Origin of the sequence: Streptomyces sp. TLI_053 (assembly GCF_900105395.1) — a bacterium.
Lineage (GTDB): Bacteria > Actinomycetota > Actinomycetes > Streptomycetales > Streptomycetaceae > Kitasatospora.
In genome coordinates, this window is sequence record NZ_LT629775.1 from 853,126 (window position 1) to 870,714 (window position 17,589).

Below are 17,589 nucleotides of genomic sequence, written 5' to 3' on the forward strand. Positions count from 1 at the left end.
CCGCAGGCTGTCCGGCATGGAGACCTTCACCTCGTACGACGGCACCGAGCTCGCCTTCCGCACGGTCGGCGACGGCCCGCCGCTGCTGGTCCTGCCCGGCGGGCCCGGCCGTGCCGCCGCCTATCTCGGCGATCTCGGCGGCCTCGCCGCGACCCGCACCCTGATCCTGCCCGACACCCGCGGCACCGGCGCCTCCGCGACCCCGGCCGACCCGGGCACCTTCCGCGTCGACCGCCTGGTCGAGGACGTCGAGGCGCTGCGCCGCCACCTCCGCCTGGACCGCGTCGACCTGCTGGGCCACTCCGCCGGGGGCAGCCTCGCCCTCCTGTACGCCGCCGCGCACCCCGACCGGCTGACCGGGCTGGTCCTGGTCACCCCGTCCTTCGCCGCCGTCGGGGCGGCCTCCGACCTCGACGCGGAGCGGGTGATCGCCGCCCGCGCCGCCGAGCCCTGGCACGCCGGGGCGGTGGCCGCCTACCGGAAGGTGAAGTCGGCCCGGAGCTTCGCCGAGGCCGCCCCGCACCGGTTGGCCTTCGAACCCCTGATGTACGGCCGCTGGGACGACGCCGCGCGGGCCCATGCCGCCGCCGACCCGGCCCAGCGCTCACTGGCCGTCAGCGAGAACTACTACGCCGGCTACACCCCCGACACCGAGCGGCTCCGGCGGCGACTGGGTGCCCTGCCCTGCCCCGTCCTGCTGCTGGCCGGCGAACTCGACCTGTGGCCCACCGCGGCTTCCGCCACCGCCGCGGCCGCGCTGTTCCCGGACGTGACGCTCGCCGTCCAGCCCGGGGGCGGCCACTACCCGTGGCTGGACGACCCGGCCGCCTTCACGGCGACGGTGGAGGACTTCCTCCACCGCACGGCCGCCGCCCGGGCCGCCACCTCGGCCGCGACGTTCAGCTCCCGTTGACGGCGGGGCGATCGGCAGCGACGGGGCGGGCCGGGACGGCCGGGCGATCGGCAGCGACGGGGCGGGCCGGGACGGCGGGTGCGGGCAGGCCCCGGTGCGGGCCGCTCCCGGGGCTCAGCCGGTCGATCTCGGCGAGCACCCGGTCCGCGTGCGGGCGCACCCGCGACCGCAGTTCCGCGCTCCAGCTCTCCTCGGAGTAGCGGCGGTCGAGGTAGAGCCTCCTGGCGTGGGCCAGCACGGCTCGGTGCTCGGACGGGAGCCGGGCGAGGGCCCAGTCGGCGGCGGTGTCCTTCGAGTCGATCCGGCCGGTGGCGAGGGTGCTCCAGATCCGGGCGAGGGTGAGCAGCACGTTCCGGGTGTCCTGCTCCAGGTCGTCGAGCAGGCCGGGGAGGCCCGCCAGGCTCGCCCGGACCAGGTCGGCGTGCGGCACGGGGTCGAGGACCCGGGCCGGGGGCGGACCGGCGAGCGGCCGGTCGCCGGCCAGGACCATCGTGATCAGCAGCGCCAGGTCGGGCATCGGCTCCGGCCGGGGGACCGCTCCGGCCTCGTAGTCCGCGCGCAGCCACTCGCCGTACAGGAAGTCGCAGACCGGCGGGTAGCGCCAGGGCCGGACGTCGGACCGCACGACCAGTGCGAGCTCGACCGGCCGCGCGCCGTCCGCGGCCGCGTCACCGTCCCCGTCCCCGTCCGCAGTCCCCTCTGCGATTCCCCCCGCGGCTCCGGTGCCGGAGATCCGGAGCAGGCCCTCGAGCAGGGCCGCCCGCTCCCGCTCCACCGGCGACCGTTCGGAGACCAGCAGCACGTCCAGGTCGCTGGCCGGCCGGAGGCCGCCCAGCACGGCGGACCCGTGGAGGTAGATCCCGACCACGTCCCGGCCCAGTACACCGTCGGCGAGTGCCACGATCTGCTGCAACTGGTTCATTCCGCCAGTCTCCCCCACCGTCCGGTCCGGTAGTCCGGCCGGCCGGCCGGCCGGGCCCACCAAGGAGCCCACCGTGGCCGCCGGACCCGCGGCCGCACCCGGCCGACCCCCGTCACAGCCGGGTGCGGCCCCGGAACCGGTGGGGCGGTTCCGGAGCCTGCGGGGGTGCGGCCCCGGCCGAGGGGCGCCGGGAGCCGCACCCGTCGGGGTCAGCAGCTGGAGTTGACCGGCCCGGCCCAGTCGGCGCCGCCGTACCAGTGCTCGCTGCCGTAGGCCCAGTTGCACCCGTTGACCGAAGCCATCGCGATCCAGGCGTCCGGGTCGACCGCGTGGATGTCGACCCAGCCCACGGTCACGTCCTTGCTGTTCACGCTGTACGGGCCCCACTGGTTGCTGTAGCCGTACGGCGACCTCAGGCCGACGTAGACGTAGGCGCCCGGGTTGGCCGCCTGGAAGGCCCCCGCCCACTGCCAGTGCGCCAGTACGTGACCACAGTTGTCGTACTGCTGCTCGACCTGCCCGGCGTACTGGCCGTGCCAGTAGACGTTTCCGGGCTGTCCGATGTTGATGATGTTGCAGGCGGTGGTGCGCGCGCTCGCCGGCGCGGCCGTGGCCACACCTCCGGCCGCGATCCCCACCGCGAGCAGAACGGCGGCCGTCCTCGACCTGACGCCGGTCTTCCTCATGGGTTCCCCTCCCCGGTCCCCGGCGCGGCGCGCCAGGACCTGTGTCTGGTGTCGGTGTGCGCCCCTGGACCGCCGGCCGGAGCGGCGGGTGGTCCCGGACACGGCACAACGCTGTTGGACAGGGCGTAGCAGTCCGATCGCATTCCGCTCGCAGACTGGTAGCATCCGACCGTTCGGGCGGGGGGCGACGCTGTCGGGGGGCGGGCGTGCGGTTCGAGGTACTGGGTCCGTTACGGGTCTACGGCCCGGACGGCGAGATCACCGTGGGCGGACCGCGGCTGCGCGCCGCGCTGGCCCTGCTCCTGGTGCGGGCCGGACGGACGGTGACCGGCGACCAGCTGGCCGGGGCGGTGTGGGACACCGCCGTGTCGTCCCGCAGCCGGGCGGCGCTGCCCAGCTATGTGATGCGGCTGAGACGGGCCCTGGGGCCCGAGGCCGGCGGACGGGTGGTGACCCGCAGCGGCGGGTACGCCGTCGAACTGGGCGACGGCGAGCTGGACGTCCGCACCTTCCAGGAGCTGTGCGAACGGGCGCGGACCCTGGTCGACGACGGTGACCCGGGCGCCGCGGAGCCCCTGCTGGGCCGTGCCCTGGGGCTGTGGCGGGGCGAACCCCTGGTCGACGTCCCGGACAGCGCCGTCCTGCGGTCCGAGCTCGACCTGCTGGAGAGCGCCCGGGTCCGGGCCCAGCACCAGCACATCGAGGTACGGCTCGGGCTCGGGCGGCACGCCGGCCTGCTGGGCGAACTCGCCGCGCTGACCGGGGCGCACCCCTTCGACGAGCGGCTGCGGGCGCATCTGATGCTCGCGCTGCACCGCAGCGGGCGGCGGGCCGAGGCGCTGGAGGCCTTCCAGAACGGGCGGCGGGTGCTGGTCGACCAGCTGGGCATCGAACCCGGGGCCGAGCTCCGGGAGTTGCACCGGGGAGTGCTCGCCGACGATCCGGCGCTGCTGCTTCCGGGAGCGCGGGTACCGGGAGCGCGGGTACCGGAGGCGCGGGTACCGGAGGCACGGGTACCGGAGGCACGGGTACCGGTGCCGGGGGCGGCCGTCACGGTGGCCGCGGGACCTCGGCAGGGAGCGCCGGTCGACCGCCCCGGGCCGGACCGGCCGGTCCGGCCGGTCCGGCCGCCCGAGGCGTCCGAAGTGTCCGACCACGTCGGACGGACCGAACCGGCCGAGAAGTCCGGCCGGGACGGACACTCCGGACATGTCGGACAGTCCGGCGATCCTCAGCCACCGAGGACTGCCCCGTCGACGCCGTCGACACAATCGACCCGGGCGCCCGGGAACCGGGTGCCGGCGCAGGGCGGTCCGGTCCCACCGGTGACGGCGGCGCGTCCCGCCGGGCCCGCCGACGGGCACTCCGCCGGTTCCCCCACCGGTTCCCCCACCGCCGACGGCTCCCCGGTGGGCCCCCGGAACCACCGGCCCCGCCGCCCGCTCCGGTCCTCCCGCTGGGTCGGCGCCGCGGTGGCCGCTCTGCTGGCCGCCTCCGCCGTGTCCGACGGCGGCGCCGCGGTGCCGCCCCCGGCGGTCGGCGCCCGGTCCACCACCGCCGCGGCCGCGAGCCACGGGTCCTACGTCGCACGGGTGGCCTGGGAAGGGACCCCCACCGACCTCGTGCACGCCAAGGGCGAGGAACTGGAGGTCCGCAGCCCGGTCCGGGACGGGGACACCCTGGTCGTCACCGTACTGCTGGGCGGCAGCGGCCCCGGGCCGCTCACGGTGACCGACACCGTCGGCAACCGCTACCGGCTCGTCGGCTACCCGATCGACCAGGACGGCAGCCGGCTGGCGGTCTTCGTATCGGTGCGCGCCAAGGCGATGGACGAACTCGACATGATCCGGATCCTGTGGCCGGACGCCGCGCAGGGCTTCGCCGCGGTGGACGACTTCCGGGGGGTCACCGGGGCCGGCCCGTGGATCGAGACGATGTCCGACCCGGATTCGGCGTCGGGCGGCCGGGACCTGGCGCTCGGCGGCGACCTGGTCCCGTGCGAGGACGGGGACCTGCTGTTCGGCGCGGTCGGCAGCAACGGCGGCCCCCCGCCGGACCTCCCCGCCGACTGGCACCGGCTCCCCGCCGTCGAGCGGCCCGGCGCGCCCCGGTCGGCGGGCCCGGCGGACCTGCGGCTGACGACCACGTACCTGACCTGGCGCGGGGCTCCGGAGGCCGCCTGCGAGGGGCACGGAACCGCGAGCACGGGCTGGCGGGCCGTGCTGTTCCGGCTCCGGTAGCCGTCCTTCCGGTGACGGCAGCCGTCGTGCCGGCCTCCGCGGCCGCTCCCCGCGCCGGCTCCAACGGCCGTCAGGACGACCGCAGCGCCCGCTCGCACTCCCGGCAGCGCTGCTCGGCGAGGGCGGGCGGGTACCACGGCTCGCCCAGGCCGGCCCGGAAGTGGGCGTGCTCCATGCCCGCCGTGTCCCGCCCGCACAGGGTGCGCGGCAGCGGGTCCTCCGGCACGTCGGGGTCCGCCCCGGCCGCGTGCACGCCCAGCACGGCGGGCTCCACCCCGTCCGGGCCGAGCACCTGCCCGGGGTCCAACTCGTAGAGGACGACGATCGCGGCCATGACACGAGGATCTGCCGCCCCGGACCCCCGGACACCCCGGGTGGGCTGTTCGTGGGAGACGGCCGGGGGGCGTCCGGATCCGGGCGACGGCGGCTCCGTCAGTAGTAGTGACGGCGTCCACCGACCTCGTGGCCGATCGCGCCGGCGATCCACAGCACGGCGCCGATGACGAGCAGCACGATGCCGATGGTCCACAGGATCGAGATACCTGTGAGGAAACCGATGATGAGCAGAACGACTCCGAGGACGATCACGGAAGCCTCCCGGTGGGTTCGGGCGGGCGGGGCCGCGGAGGCCGTGTGACCTGCCGCTCTTCGGCCGCCGCCCGGTGCTGCGTCTACCACCCGCCCCAGGGCGCAAACCCGCCCCGCGGCGCGAACCCTGTCGGCCGCCCGAACCCTGTCGGCGGCCCGGACCCGGTCGGCCGGGGGCGCCGCGCAGCGCCCGCGGCCGGGGCGCGCCGCCGCCCTACGCCGGCCGGGCACCCGGCGCGGCGAAGTCGGTGAACAGCACACGGCGCTCCCCTTCGGTCAGACCGCCCCACACGCCGTACGGCTCACGGGTGGCGAGCGCGTAGCGGCGGCACTGCACGCGGACCGGGCAGCGGGCGCAGACCGACTTGGCGTGCTGCTCGCGCTCCTTGGCGGCGGTGCCGCGCTCGTTGGCGGGGTGGAAGAATATGCTGCTGTCGACACCGCGGCAGGCTCCCTCCAACTGCCAGTTCCAGTGCTGCTCGACGGCTCCGGGGAGGCGGGAGATCTCGGTCATCGCGGGCCCTTTCCTGGCGGATCGGTCGGTTCGTCCGCTCGTCTAACCCGGATGTCCCGGTTCATGCCCCCTGTTCGTGCGACCGTCCGTACGACCGGCCCCGGCCGGGTTCGGGCGGGCCGAAGCGGGCTCAGGCGGACAGCAGTCGGCGCAGCCAGCCGTCCCAGTCGATCCGGGCCGACTCCGAGCCCATCGGGACGGTGCGGCCGGTCGCGGTGAGGAACCGCGCGAGCGGCCGGGCCGGGGTGTCGAGGAGCGCCACGCCCTCCTGACCGCCCAGCGCGATGAGGACGCGCCGCCCGGTCGCACTGGGCTCGATGTGGACGTCCCCGTCCCCCGCCGGTCCGCGCAGCCCGGCGGCGAGCAGCTCCCGGGCCAGGACCCAGACCGTCTCCTCGCCGCCGCCGAAGTCCAGCCGGACCGCGTAGGGGTCCCCGGCCTCGTACCGGCACTCGACGGCCAGGTCCCGGCCCCGGTCCTCTCCGGTGATCAGACGCATCGTCAGGTGTACCGCCACCGCTTTCGACATCGGCCTCGCCCCCGCTCTTTCCTGTGCCGGACACTGTCGGCCCCCGTGTGCCCCGGACGGCCGGAATCATGCGGCGGCGTGGCGGCGCGCAGTGCGCCGGTGCGGCTTGCGACGGTGCGCATTACGGCGGTGCGCAGTACGACGGTGCGGCTTGCGACGGCGTGCCGTGCGGCGGCCGCGCTCAGCGAGGGCCGAGCAACCGGGGGACGCCCACCTCGGCCCAGATCGTCTTGCCCTGGCCGTGCGGCTCGGCGCCCCAGCGGTCGGCGGTCCGCTGCACGATGAACAGGCCGTGGCCGCCGGGCAGCGCCGGGTTGTGCGGCCGGCGCAGCTCGGGCATCGCGGGGCTGCGGTCGCTGACCTCGACCCGCAGCCGGGCCTCGGTGACGTGCAGGACCAGCTCCAACGGGCCGTCGCCGTGCAGCATCGCGTTGGCGACGAGCTCGGCGACCAGCAGCACGAGGTCGTCGGAGGCACCGTCACCACCCCCGGGCGCGGGAGCGGACGGGAACCACTCACCGAGCGCACGGGCGGTGAACGTCCGGGCGTGGGCGACCGGTTTGGGGAGTCCGGCGAGGGTCAGCCGCCTGCGCTGACCGCCGACGGGGGCCTCGGGCCCGGCCCGGTGCGGGTCGCCGTCCAGGGTTCCGCTGCTCATCGTCATGCGAGGGCGCCCTTTCGGATCGACGGCGATCTGTCGCGTGGTCGGTTTCCCGGCAGTCCCGGAATTATGCCCGTTGCGCGTGCGATCGGGGTACGCGTCCGGGCGCGGAAGTCCGGGAACGGCCGAAGGCGGCGGTCCGGCCGCGCACGGAGGGGAGGGCCGCGCGGGGAACGGACGGCCACCGCCGCCGGACGGCCGAGACCTGCTCAGCGGGCCAGCGCCCCGGCCACCGAGTCGTGGATCGAGAACACCGCACGGGCACCGGTCAGGTCGAGCACCCGCATCACGGTGGGCGGCACGGCGGCGAGCCGCAGCTCCAGCCCACCCCGCTCGGCCGCGATCCGGGTCCTGAGCAGCACGTTCAGGCCGGAGGAGTCGCAGAATCCCACCCCGCCGAGGTCGATCACCACGGCCTCGGGGCGCTGCGCGACCAGAGCGCCGAGTGTCTCGGCGGCCGGCGCGAGGGTCTCGATGTCGAGATCGCCGACGAGGACGCAGATCATCGCGCCGCCGGGCGCGGAGCGGGTCTCCACCATCAGTCCGGGACGGTACGGGGGGAACGCCGCCAGCGTGGTGTCCCCCGGGTCGTTGTCGGATGGCATCATCGTCGTCCCCTCCGTGTCCGTGCCCTCCGACGATACGGAGGCCGTGCCCGTCGGGCCAAGTGAAGGGTTTGCGGGTCAGGCTTGCGGGTCAGGCTTGCGGTCAGGTCTGCGGGTCAGGCTTGCGGGTCAGGGGCCGCCACGCCCTCGGCGGCCGCGCCGGACGACACCCTCAGGCGTCCTCCAGGCCGTCGCGCAGCCGGCCGAGCGTGCGCGAGAGGAGCCGGGACACGTGCATCTGGGACAGGCCCAGCCGGGCGCCGATCTGGGACTGGGTGAGGTCCTCGCAGAAGCGCATCGACAGGATGCGGCGCTCGCGTTCGGGCAGGGCGGCTATCAGGGGCTTCAGCGCGACCAGGTCCTCGACCAGGGCGAGGTCGTGGTCGTCGGTGCCGATCTGCTCCCCGAGCGGCCCGGGGTCGGCGCCGCCCTCGGGGCCGCCGCCGTCGAGCGAGCCCGCGGTGTGGCCGTTGGCGGCGGTCAGGCCCTCGACGACCTCCTCCGGGGTGAGCGAGAGGTGCTCGGCGAGTTCGGCCACGGTCGGGGCGCGGTCCAGGCGCTGGGCGAGCCGCTCCTGCGCGCGGGCGAGCGTGATCCGCAGCTCCTGGAGGCGGCGGGGCACGTGCACGGCCCAGGTGGTGTCGCGGAAGTGCCGCCGGATCTCGCCGAGCACCGTCGGCACGGCGAAGGTGGTGAACTCCACGCCGAGCGTGGGGTCGAACCGGTCGATGGCCTTGATCAGGCCGACGGCGCCGACCTGGAGCAGGTCCTCCTTCGGCTCGCGGTGGGCGTCGAAGCGCCGGATCGCGAACCGCACCAGGGAGAGGTTCAGCTCCACCAGGGTGGTGCGGACGTACGAGTACTCCCTGGTCCCCTCCTCCAGCGTGGCCAGTCGGCGCAGCAGCTGGCGGGTGAGGTCCCGGGCGTCCGCGGGCGCGACCTCGCGCGGGTCGTCCACCGCCGCGAGTTCGGGCGGCAGCAGGTCCCGCAGGCCGGAGCCGGTACCGGGAGTACGGCCGGGACCGTCGGCGCCGGGGGCGGTCGCGGGCGTCGCGGGTCCGGAGGGGTCCGCCGTCGGGGCAGCGGCGGAAACGAGCAGTTCACCGGTGGGGGCCACCATGGGAGTCCTTCCGTCGTGTCGGCACGGTCCTGGCCCGGTACCCCCGATCGGCGGAAGGATGCGGCCGCCCCGCGTGGAGATTCGGTGAACCGCGACTCGTGGGGATCCGGTGCACCTCTGCGGCACGGTCGCCCCGGGCGTCCTCACTCGATCCAGACCAGGACGCCGTGCCGACGGGTCGCGACCGCGCCGAGGAAGTCGGCCAGGGCGCGGTACTCGGCCGTCACCAGGTGCAGCGCGTCCTCGGAGTCCCACAGTCCGTGCGGGTAGATCCGGGCCTCGGCGAGGTCGGCGGCCGAGATCCCCTCCGTCAGCCGGCCCGGGTCCAGCTGCGCGAACGTCCCGGCGGCGAGGCGGACCCGCTCGGGGGTGATCAGGCACGGCGGGCCGTAGCCCCAGTCCTCGGCCCCGGGCAGCTCCGCCTCGCCGTACACGACGTCGACCGGGAACTCGCGGCGGCGGAGCAGGAAGTCGAGCGCCTGCCATGCCCTGCCGGTGCCGTGCAGACGCGCCCACGCTCCGCCGGACCTGCCGCCCCGCGCTCCCTCGTCCAGTTCCTCCGCGAACTCCCGGACCCACTCCGGGTCCTGTCCCGCCCGCTCCAACTCTCCGGCGCTCAGGCGGAGATACCTCCCGATCATGCTCATGGCCGCAGCCTAGGCCGGGGCACCGACAGCGCGAGCCGGTCGGGCCGGTCCGGGACGGGCCGGCCCCGGACCTGGCCCGGCCGGGTGTCAGCGCGGGCGGTAGCCGGCGGCGGGCGGGGCGGCGGCGTCGACGGGGACGGCGAGCACCGCGCCGGACGGGGGCGGTGCGCCGGGCAGGCCCAGCCGGGCGGTGGTGACGAGGAGGCGCCCGCCGGCCGGCGGGAGGCAGACGGAAGTGGGCTGGGGTGCCGGCAGCGGGACGACGGCCGACAGGGTGCCGTCGGGCTCGTAGCGGTGGACGGCCGCGCTCCCCCAGACCGCGACCCAGAGCCGGCCGCGGGTGTCGACGGTCATGCCGTCGGGGGATCCGCCGTCGGTGATCCGGACGAACTCCGTCATGTCCAGCGGGTTCCCGTCCGCGTCGAGGGTGCAACGGTGGATGACGCCCGCCGTGCTGTCGGCGACGTGGAGCAACCGGCCGTCGGCGCTGAAGGCGGGGCCGTTGACGATGGTCAGTCCGGTGAGGACGCGGTGGACGGTGCCGTCGTGGTCGGTGCGGTAGAGCGAACCGGCGCCCGGGGTCTCGTCGTACGCCATGCTGCCGGCCCAGAAGCGGCCCTGCGGGTCGCAGACGCCGTCGTTCATCCGCATCGGGGTGGCGGTGTGCTCCTCCGGGCGGGCCAACCACTCGGTGGAGCCGTCCGGGCCGAGGAGGGCGATTCCGGTGCCCGCCGCGGCGATCCAGTGCCCGGGGCGGCCCTCGACCGGGGCGACCGCGCCCAGGGGCACGTCCAGGCGCAGGAGTTCGCGCGGCGTGCCCGGCTCGGTGCCGGAGACCTCGAGGAGCCGGCCGGTGAGGATGTCGGTGAAGACGAGCTGGCCGTCGACCCAGCGGGCGCCCTCCCCCAGCTCATGGGTGCCTGGGGCCCAGACGAAGGGCTGCTGCTCCTGATCGGGCATGGTGGTGGTTTCCGTTCTGCGAGGTCCGGTCGGGGCGGGTGACGCCGGCGACGCGGCCCCCGCACTCCGCCCCGGGCGTCCGCCACGGCCTCACCGTAGTGCGCGCGACCGGCGCTGAGAAGATCCGTACCGGCACCGACACCCGCCCGGCCCCGTGAGCGCCGACCACCGGCACCCGCCACTTGCCGCCCGTCGCCCGTCGCCCGTCGCCCGTCGCCCGCCACTCGCCACTCGCCACTCGCCACCGGAAGTCGCCACCGGAAGTCGGCCGTGCACGCACCGCCCACCCTTCCCCGTTCGCCGAACCGCTCGGACTGCGCCACCGGGAGTTGTCCGTACAACCTCCGCACCACTGCTAGCCTCCGGCGCGACCGTCGGCACGGACCGGCCGGGGACCGGACGCCTCCCGGCACCCCTGTCCGCCGTTCCTCGTACCGGACCACTGCGGAGTCCCGGTGCGCGGAACGGGGAATGAATGACTGTCACACCAGAGGTTGTCACATCCATGCCAGACCACCCTCACCCACCGGGACGACCATGAACACATTCGCGCGCCGCGCGCTGGCGGCGGGGGCCGCCCTGCTCGCCTGCGTCGCCATGACGGCGGGCACCGGCACCGCCGCCGGAGCCACCACGACCGCCTCCGGGCCGTCCGGGGCGGCACCGGCGGTCCTCGACGGACCCGCCCTGTCCGCCTCCTGGACCGGTCCGCTCAGCACCCGGGGCCGGTACGTCGTCGACGCCACCGGCGCCCGCTTCAAGCTGAAGTCCGGCAACTGGGCCGGCGCCCAGGGCACCTGGCAGGGCAGCGGGTCCACCACCGACCCGGCCGACAACCAGGCCGGGCAGGTGTCCTACAACCTGCCGCTCGGCCTTGACCGGGCCCCGATCGCCGACATCCTGAGCGGCTTCCACCGCCTCGGCATCAACAGTGTCCGGCTGCCGTTCGCCAACGCCCTGCTGCACGACCCGAGCACCGTGCCGGACGTCGCCGTCACCGCCAACCCTCAGCTGCGCGGGAAGACCCCGCTCCAGGTGTTCGACGCGGTCGTCTCGGCGCTGACCGCCGACGGCTTCGCGGTGATCCTCAACAACCACACCACCAGCTACCGCTTCTGCTGCGGCCTGGACGGCAACGAGCGCTGGAACAGCGGCCAGTCGACCCAGCAGTGGATCGACGACTGGGTCACGCTGGCCGGCCGGTACAAGGACAACAAGCGCGTGGTCGGCGCCGACCTGCGCAACGAGGTCCGCCGCGACACCTGGGACGACCCCAACTGGGGCCTGGGCGACAGCCACGACCAGTACGCCGCCTTCGAGGAAGCCGGGAACCGGATCCTGCGGACCGCCCCCGACCTGCTGGTCGTCATGGAGGGCATCAACTGGTACGGAATACCGGCCGCCGGGTTCAGCCACGGCCGGCCGCAGCTGACCCCGGTCCGCACCCTCTCCAACGCCCTGATCGACTCGGGCAAACTGGTCTACTCGGCACACTTCTACGGCTACACCGGCCCGGCCAACACGGGTGCGGCGAGCGGCTCCGCCGGCTCCACGGGCGACCCGCGCTACCAGGACTTCACCCCGGCACAGCTGGCGCAGGTCGTCGACGACGAGGCCCTGTTCGTCACCCGGTCCGGCCAGCACTTCACCGCGCCGGTGTGGATCAGCGAGTTCGGCGCCGGCGGCCGGGGTTCGACCGACGCCAAGGAACAGGCCTGGTTCGACAACTTCACCCGGATCCTGGCGGCGAACGACACCGACTTCGCCGTCTGGCCGCTGGTCGGCTGGCACAGCAACGGCGTGCCGAACGACAGTTGGGCGCTGCTCGACTTCGACACCGCCGGCCGCCCGCTCAGCCTGGAGGACCAGGGCGACTGGCGCGCCCCGTACTGGAACCGGCTGGTCGGAGCCCCCTCGTACACCGGCCAGGTCGCCCCCTCCCCGCACTGGGGCCTGCTCGACCTCGACCACGCCGACCTCGACCTCTCCCGGCGGATGCTCGCCCGGCCGGACTGGAGCCCCGGCAACCGCAAGGGCAACTGCCCCGACGGCCAGCGGCTGGTCGGCCTCGCCCGCGGTGACGGCCGCGGTCTGTGCACCGACGTCGGGCAGCCCGCGACCGGCACCGGCGACTGGACCACCGTCACCGACGAGCGCTACGTGACCCACGGCGACTGGGCCTCCGGCTACAACAAGCTCCAGTGCCCGGACGGCACGTTCGCCGTCGGCCACAGCGTGCGCTCCGACGCGATGTCCGCGCTGCTCTGCGCTCCGCTCGCCGCCGCCCCGGCGTCCGGCGGCAGCCGCACCCTGTGGTTCGACCACGGCGACAACCGTCCCACCACCGGCGGCTCGTCCGGCAGCGACTGGGCACCGGGCCACTACAAGGGGCAGTGCGGCGACAACGAGTACTTGGCCGGCGTCGCCTACACCTGGAAGTGGCTGCACTACGGCGTCCCGGACGCGGTGCTCTGCCGCTCCCTCGCCTGACGGTTCGTCAGGCGGTGTTCGCCGGACGGGCACCGTCCGGCGAACACCGCTCCGGCAGCGGGCGCTTCCGGGTCACCGCTCGCGGCCGTCCCGGAACACGGCCGTGATCAGCGCGTCCAGCGCCGCCGGAAAGACCTGCGCCGGGTCCGTCCCGGCGTCGCCCGTGGTCAGACCCGCGGTGAGGGTCCGGCTGCCGTCCGGGGCGGCGATCATCAGCGCCCCGTAGCCGCCCGGGGCACCTCCGTTGTGGTGGACGACGGTGCCGCGCTCCGGGCCGAGGTCCTGCACGAACAGTCCGAGGCCGTAGCCGAGCATCCCGTGCGGTGTGCGCATCTCCTCCAGCAGCGGGGCCGGCACCAGTCGGCCGCCCAGCAGTGCGGAGAAGAAGGTGTGCAGGTCCCGGGTGGTGGAGATCATGTCGCCCGCGCCGGTCAGCAGCGAGCTGTTCTGCCGGGTCACGTCGACGACCTTCCACTCCTCGCCGTCGCGGTAGCGGGCGTAGCCGTGCGCGTGCGGCTCGGGCAGCTCCGGGGAGTCGCCCGGCACGACGGTGTCCCGCAGCCCGAGCGGCTCCAGGACGTACTGGCGCATCGCCTCCGCGTACGGTCGGCCGGTGACCGCCTCGACCAGCAGCGCGGCCACCGTGTAGTTGGTGTTGGAGTAGCTCTGACCCGTGCCCGGCTCGAAGCGGGCCGGCTCGGCGAGCGCGAACCGCACCAGTTCCTCCGGCCGGTAGCCGTGGAACCGGTTCTCCACCCAGGGCCCGCCGACCGAGGGGAGCCCCGGCACGAAGGTCCCGTCGGCGTCGAGCTCGCCGGTGTAGTTGTAGAGCCCGCTGGTGTGCTGGAGCAGCATCCGCACGGTGATCCGCCCGTCCAGGCCGAGGTCCGGCAGATGTCCGGCCACCGGGGCGTCCAGCCCGATCGCGCCGTCCGCGGCGAGCCGCAGGACCAACGCCGCGACGAAGGTCTTGGTGCTGCTGCCGATCCAGAACCTCCCCTCCACCGGCGGCAGTTCGGTCCCGCCCAGCTCCCGTACCCCGGCGGCGCCGACCCAGGCGCCCCGCTCGTCGTGCACCCGCAGCTGGATCCCGGCGAACCCGGCGTCGACGAACGCCCGGGCGGCCGCCAGCAGTTCGGGGCGCTCGGACCCGGCGGCGTCCGGCGACGGGATGGACGGGCCCTGGGCGGTGGTGTCGACGGACATGGTGGTGCCTCTCTTCGGGGTGCCGGGCTGCCCGAACGGCCTTCGCAGTCGTTCGCGCATCTCTGAACAATTACGAAGCTACATTGCGTTCAGTGTTTGGTCAACGATGCACGGAGGGACCCAAAGCTTGCTGTTCAAAGGTCATCTGACTCCACAGTTGCAATGGATGGAAACTCAATGCAACGACAGATTCCCTCGACCGTTGCAATGGCTTGCGATGAACGCGCTCTCGGGGCGGGCGCCGTCGGGGCCCGACCGGCGGGGCCCCGGCCCCGCCGCCGAGTGTTCTTCCAGCAGCCACCCCCAGGACCACGGGTGCGGGCGGCACTTGCCGACGCAGCGGGTCGTGTGATCGGATCACGGCGGCATCGCGTGCCGGTGACGGACTGCGTCAGGCATGGAGGTGCGACAACCGAAGGGACGGCCCGACGTGGCTTCCCAGGACGGCGGCCGTGCGGTCGCCCTCGGCCGGCAGCTCTCGCTGGCCCACGACGAACTGCTTCGTCTGATCAACGACCTCAAGTCCGGTGCTGGGCACCGGCGTACCGGCGGCGGGACGCTCGCCGCCCACTGTCTGGCCTTCTGCGGCGCCCTGGAGACCCACCACCGGGGCGAGGACGACGGACTGTTCGCGCAGTTGGTGCGCGAGCGGCCGGATCTCGCGGGGACGGTCACGAAGCTGGTCGAGGACCACGGCCTGATCTCCTCGATCCTGACCCGGGTGGCCGAACTCGCCCGAGCGGCCGCCACCGACGGCGGTGAGGGCCCGGACGAGGCGATCCGGCGCGAACTCGACGGGCTGGCGGCGATCATGGAGTCGCACTTCCGGTACGAGGAGCGGGTGATCGGCGCGGCGCTCGACCGCACGGTCCCGGACGGCGACTGGCCGGAGCCGGTCTTCCGCCCGCTCCGGACGTGACCCCGCGACGGTGACACCCCCGGGCGGCGCCCCACTCACCCGGGACCGGGACCGCCCCCCCCGGAGGGCCCGGTCCCGGTCCCGGATCCGTTCGGGACCAGGATCCGGCCCGGCCCCGGCCCCGGATCCGGCCCGGGCCGGGGGCCGTGTCGGGCCCTCCGGGGCGCCCGGCGAGAATGACCCGGTGACCACAGTTCTGAACCCCGCCGACGCCGCGTTCGCCCGCGACCCCTACCCGTACTACGCGGGGCTGCGCGCGCGGGGCCCGGCAGCCCGGGTGGACCTGTCCAACGGGACCTCGGCCTGGCTGGTGACCGGCTACCGCCAGGCCCGGGCGGTGCTGGCCGACGCCCGGTTCTCCAACGTCCCGGCGCCGCGGGCCGACGGGTCCGCCCGGGTGGGACCGGCGGCCGGAGCCCGGTCCGTGCTGGAGCGCCACATGCTCAACACCGACGGCGCCGAGCACCGCCGCCTGCGCCGGCTGGCCTCGGTGGCCTTCACCCCCCGCCGGGTGGACGCCCTCGGCGAGCGGATCGCCCGGCTCACCGAGGAGGTGATCGGCGGGCTCGCGGAACGCCTCGACCGCGAAGGGAGCGCCGACCTCGTCGACGACTTCGCCTTCCCGCTGCCCGTCCTGGTGATCGGCGAGATCCTCGGCGTGCCCGAGGAGGACCGGGCGGACCTGCGCAGCTGGACCTACCGGGTCGGCTCCCCGGCCGGCGCCCTCGCCCCCGGCGAGATCGACGACGCGTGGCAGAGCCTGCACCGGTACTTCACCGGGCTCATCGCGGCCAAGCGGCAGCAGCCCGGCGAGGACCTGTTCAGCCTGCTCGCCGCCGACCGGGACGCCGAGGCGCTGGACGACACCGAACTGCTGGCGATGGCGTTCCTGCTGCTCTTCGCGGGCTACGAGACGACCATGAACCTGCTCGCCTCCGCCTCGCTGCTGCTGCTCGGCCACCCCGGCGAGCTGGCCGCGGCCCGCCGGGAGGGCGAGACCCGGTGGGCCGCGGTGGTCGAGGAGACGCTGCGCCACGCCAGCCCGTTGGAGGGCACCACCTGGCGGCGCACCCGCGAGGAGGTCGACCTCGGCTCCGGCACGGTCGTCCCGGCCGACTCCTCCGTCCTGGTCGTCCTGGCGGCCGCCAACCGCGACCCGGAGGTCTTCCCCGACCCGGACGCCTTCCGGCCCGGCCGGTTCGCCCCCGGTGACGGCCGGGCCCTGCCGCACGTCGCCTTCGGGCACGGCCCGCACATCTGCCTCGGCGCCCGGCTGGCCCGGCTGGAGGCGACGATCGCCCTGCCCCGGCTGTTCGACGCCCTGCCCGCGCTGTCCCTCGCCGCCGACCCCGCCGCTCTGCCGTACCGGCCGGGCCTCCTGGTGCGCGGCCCCCGCAGCCTCCCGGTCCGCCGGAAGGGCTGACCCCGGGGGAACGGCAACCCCACCGGCCTCCCGGCGCCGGCACCCCGGCACCGGCACCCCGGCGCCCGCGCCCCGCCACCGGCCTCCCGGTGCCGCCCGCGCCCGGAACCGGCCCCCGGTCGGTCAGCGCTCGGGGAAGGAGAAGGTCCGGCCCTCCGCCCTGAGCCGGGGCAGCAGCCGCTCCAGCGCCTCGACGGTCTGGGCGCGGTTGCCCCCGCCGTCGTGCAGCAGCACCGTCGGGCCCCGGCGGAGCTGCTCCTCGACGGTCTCGACGATCCGGTCCGCGCCGGGCCGTTCGAAGTCCCGGGTGTCGACGTTCCAGCCCAACGGGCGCATGCCGTGCGCGGCGGCGATCTGACGGCTCTCCGGCGTGAAGGCACCACCGGGGGCCCGGTAGTAGGGGACGGGCGCCCCGCCGGTGGCGTCCTGGATCATCCGCAGCCCGTCCAGGATCTCCCGTTCCTGGTACCCGACGTCCTTGTGGTCCATGGCCGTGTCGTGGCTCACCGAGTGGTTGCACAGCCGGTGGCCGGCCGCGACCACCTGGCGGGCGAGCTCGGGACGGGCCCGGGCGTCGGGACCCAGCATGCAGAAGACGGCCTTGACCCCGTTGCGGGCCAGGACGTCCAGTATCCGCGGCGTCCACTGCGGGTCCGGCCCGTCGTCGACGGTCAGGTTGACGGTGTTCCCGGCGTCCTCGGAACGGCGGGAGATGCTCATGTCGACCACCGGCGCGGGCAGCCCCGGCACCGGCCCGGCCCCGGTACCGGTACCCGTACCCGTACCGGCCGCGGACGGGGAGCCGGTGAGGCCCGGCAGGTGCTCGGGGCCCTTCATCAGCACCCCGGCCGCGCCCAGAAGGGTCACGGTGGCGGCGCCCAGGACGGCGGTCCGCAACAGGGCGGTGCGGCGCCGGGAGGCGCGCGACGGCCCGCCGAGGCGGGGGTACCAGCTGGACGGGGTGGCGTCGGACGGCTTCGGCTCCTGCTGCGGGCGCACGCTGCTCCTCGGAGGGGGACGGGCCGGTGGTCCCGGCGGACTGCCGGACGGCGTGTCCACCACCCTCGGCCGCGCGCTTGCGGGGCCTGTGAGCCGTGTGTGAGCGTTTCGCAACAAGGCGCCCCGGACCCGTGCCACAGCCGCGTTTCCGCAGGTGGAGGCCTGAT

18 protein-coding genes are annotated in these 17,589 nt (G+C 75.1%); 5 read left to right on the plus strand and 13 right to left on the minus strand.

Annotated elements, in window-relative coordinates; translation table 11 throughout:
- The first annotated feature begins 16 nt into the window (after positions 1 to 16).
- Complete coding sequence (locus BLU95_RS03040; protein WP_093858556.1) at positions 17 to 913, plus strand: alpha/beta fold hydrolase; 897 nt, start codon at positions 17 to 19, stop codon at positions 911 to 913.
- Here the strand turns inward: BLU95_RS03040 and BLU95_RS03045 are convergent.
- Positions 900 to 1,835 (minus strand): aminoglycoside adenylyltransferase domain-containing protein, encoded by a 936-nt coding sequence (locus BLU95_RS03045; protein WP_093858557.1) that lies wholly within the window; start codon positions 1,833 to 1,835, stop codon positions 900 to 902. The two genes, BLU95_RS03040 and BLU95_RS03045, sit on opposite strands and share 14 nt — an antisense overlap.
- A gap of 209 nt (positions 1,836 to 2,044) precedes the next feature.
- Positions 2,045 to 2,521, minus strand: a complete 477-nt coding sequence (locus tag BLU95_RS03050) for a hypothetical protein (protein WP_093858558.1) — start codon at positions 2,519 to 2,521, stop codon at positions 2,045 to 2,047.
- 206 nt (positions 2,522 to 2,727) lie between these two features.
- Between BLU95_RS03050 and BLU95_RS03055 the strand changes: the two genes are divergently transcribed.
- Positions 2,728 to 4,761 (plus strand): AfsR/SARP family transcriptional regulator, encoded by a 2,034-nt coding sequence (locus BLU95_RS03055; RefSeq protein ID WP_159424745.1) that lies wholly within the window; start codon positions 2,728 to 2,730, stop codon positions 4,759 to 4,761.
- Positions 4,762 to 4,831: 70 nt separating this feature from the next.
- On the opposite strand, the gene BLU95_RS42080 is transcribed toward BLU95_RS03055, so the two are convergent.
- From BLU95_RS42080 to BLU95_RS03100, 9 genes are all read right to left on the minus strand, one after another.
- Positions 4,832 to 5,095: a hypothetical protein gene (locus BLU95_RS42080; protein ID WP_093858560.1), complete on the minus strand. Its 264-nt coding sequence runs from the start codon at positions 5,093 to 5,095 to the stop codon at positions 4,832 to 4,834.
- Between the two features lie 98 nt (positions 5,096 to 5,193).
- The gene (locus tag BLU95_RS42870) at positions 5,194 to 5,349 is read right to left on the minus strand and encodes a DUF6131 family protein (protein ID WP_093858561.1); all 156 of its coding nucleotides are present in this window, start codon (positions 5,347 to 5,349) and stop codon (positions 5,194 to 5,196) included.
- A 214-nt stretch (positions 5,350 to 5,563) separates the two neighbouring features.
- On the minus strand, positions 5,564 to 5,863 hold the full coding sequence (locus BLU95_RS03070) for a WhiB family transcriptional regulator (RefSeq protein ID WP_093858562.1): 300 nt from the start codon (positions 5,861 to 5,863) through the stop codon (positions 5,564 to 5,566).
- A 130-nt stretch (positions 5,864 to 5,993) separates the two neighbouring features.
- Positions 5,994 to 6,362 carry an SsgA family sporulation/cell division regulator gene (locus BLU95_RS03075; protein ID WP_159424746.1) on the minus strand — a complete coding sequence of 123 codons (369 nt, stop codon included), beginning with the start codon at positions 6,360 to 6,362 and terminating at the stop codon, positions 5,994 to 5,996.
- A 211-nt stretch (positions 6,363 to 6,573) separates the two neighbouring features.
- Positions 6,574 to 7,056: an ATP-binding protein gene (locus tag BLU95_RS03080; RefSeq protein ID WP_093858564.1), complete on the minus strand. Its 483-nt coding sequence runs from the start codon at positions 7,054 to 7,056 to the stop codon at positions 6,574 to 6,576.
- 206 nt (positions 7,057 to 7,262) lie between these two features.
- A complete protein-coding gene (locus BLU95_RS03085) occupies positions 7,263 to 7,661 on the minus strand; it encodes an STAS domain-containing protein (RefSeq protein ID WP_093858565.1) in 399 nt (132 codons plus the stop codon).
- Positions 7,662 to 7,830: 169 nt separating this feature from the next.
- A complete protein-coding gene (locus BLU95_RS03090; protein ID WP_093858566.1) occupies positions 7,831 to 8,778 on the minus strand; it encodes an RNA polymerase sigma factor SigF in 948 nt (315 codons plus the stop codon).
- A 143-nt stretch (positions 8,779 to 8,921) separates the two neighbouring features.
- Positions 8,922 to 9,425 carry a YfbM family protein gene (locus BLU95_RS03095; RefSeq protein ID WP_093858567.1) on the minus strand — a complete coding sequence of 168 codons (504 nt, stop codon included), beginning with the start codon at positions 9,423 to 9,425 and terminating at the stop codon, positions 8,922 to 8,924.
- 87 nt (positions 9,426 to 9,512) lie between these two features.
- A complete protein-coding gene (locus BLU95_RS03100) occupies positions 9,513 to 10,385 on the minus strand; it encodes an SMP-30/gluconolactonase/LRE family protein (RefSeq protein WP_093858568.1) in 873 nt (290 codons plus the stop codon).
- Positions 10,386 to 10,922: 537 nt separating this feature from the next.
- Here BLU95_RS03100 and BLU95_RS03105 point away from each other — a divergent pair.
- Entirely contained in the window at positions 10,923 to 12,875 is a 1,953-nt protein-coding gene (locus BLU95_RS03105) for a glycoside hydrolase family 5 protein (protein ID WP_093858569.1), read from the plus strand.
- 72 nt (positions 12,876 to 12,947) lie between these two features.
- Here BLU95_RS03105 and BLU95_RS03110 read toward each other — a convergent pair whose 3' ends face one another.
- Positions 12,948 to 14,141 (minus strand): serine hydrolase domain-containing protein, encoded by a 1,194-nt coding sequence (locus BLU95_RS03110; protein ID WP_231978239.1) that lies wholly within the window; start codon positions 14,139 to 14,141, stop codon positions 12,948 to 12,950.
- A gap of 370 nt (positions 14,142 to 14,511) precedes the next feature.
- On the opposite strand from BLU95_RS03110, the gene BLU95_RS03115 reads away from it, so the two are divergent.
- Together BLU95_RS03115 and BLU95_RS03120 are read left to right on the plus strand one after the other, a co-directional pair.
- Positions 14,512 to 15,000 (plus strand): hemerythrin domain-containing protein, encoded by a 489-nt coding sequence (locus BLU95_RS03115; protein ID WP_093864601.1) that lies wholly within the window; start codon positions 14,512 to 14,514, stop codon positions 14,998 to 15,000.
- Between the two features lie 184 nt (positions 15,001 to 15,184).
- Positions 15,185 to 16,423, plus strand: a complete 1,239-nt coding sequence (locus tag BLU95_RS03120; RefSeq protein ID WP_093858571.1) for a cytochrome P450 family protein — start codon at positions 15,185 to 15,187, stop codon at positions 16,421 to 16,423.
- Positions 16,424 to 16,546: 123 nt separating this feature from the next.
- Here the strand turns inward: BLU95_RS03120 and BLU95_RS03125 are convergent, their stop codons facing one another.
- On the minus strand, positions 16,547 to 17,422 hold the full coding sequence (locus BLU95_RS03125) for a polysaccharide deacetylase family protein (RefSeq protein ID WP_231978245.1): 876 nt from the start codon (positions 17,420 to 17,422) through the stop codon (positions 16,547 to 16,549).
- Between the last annotated feature and the right edge of the window lie 167 nt (positions 17,423 to 17,589).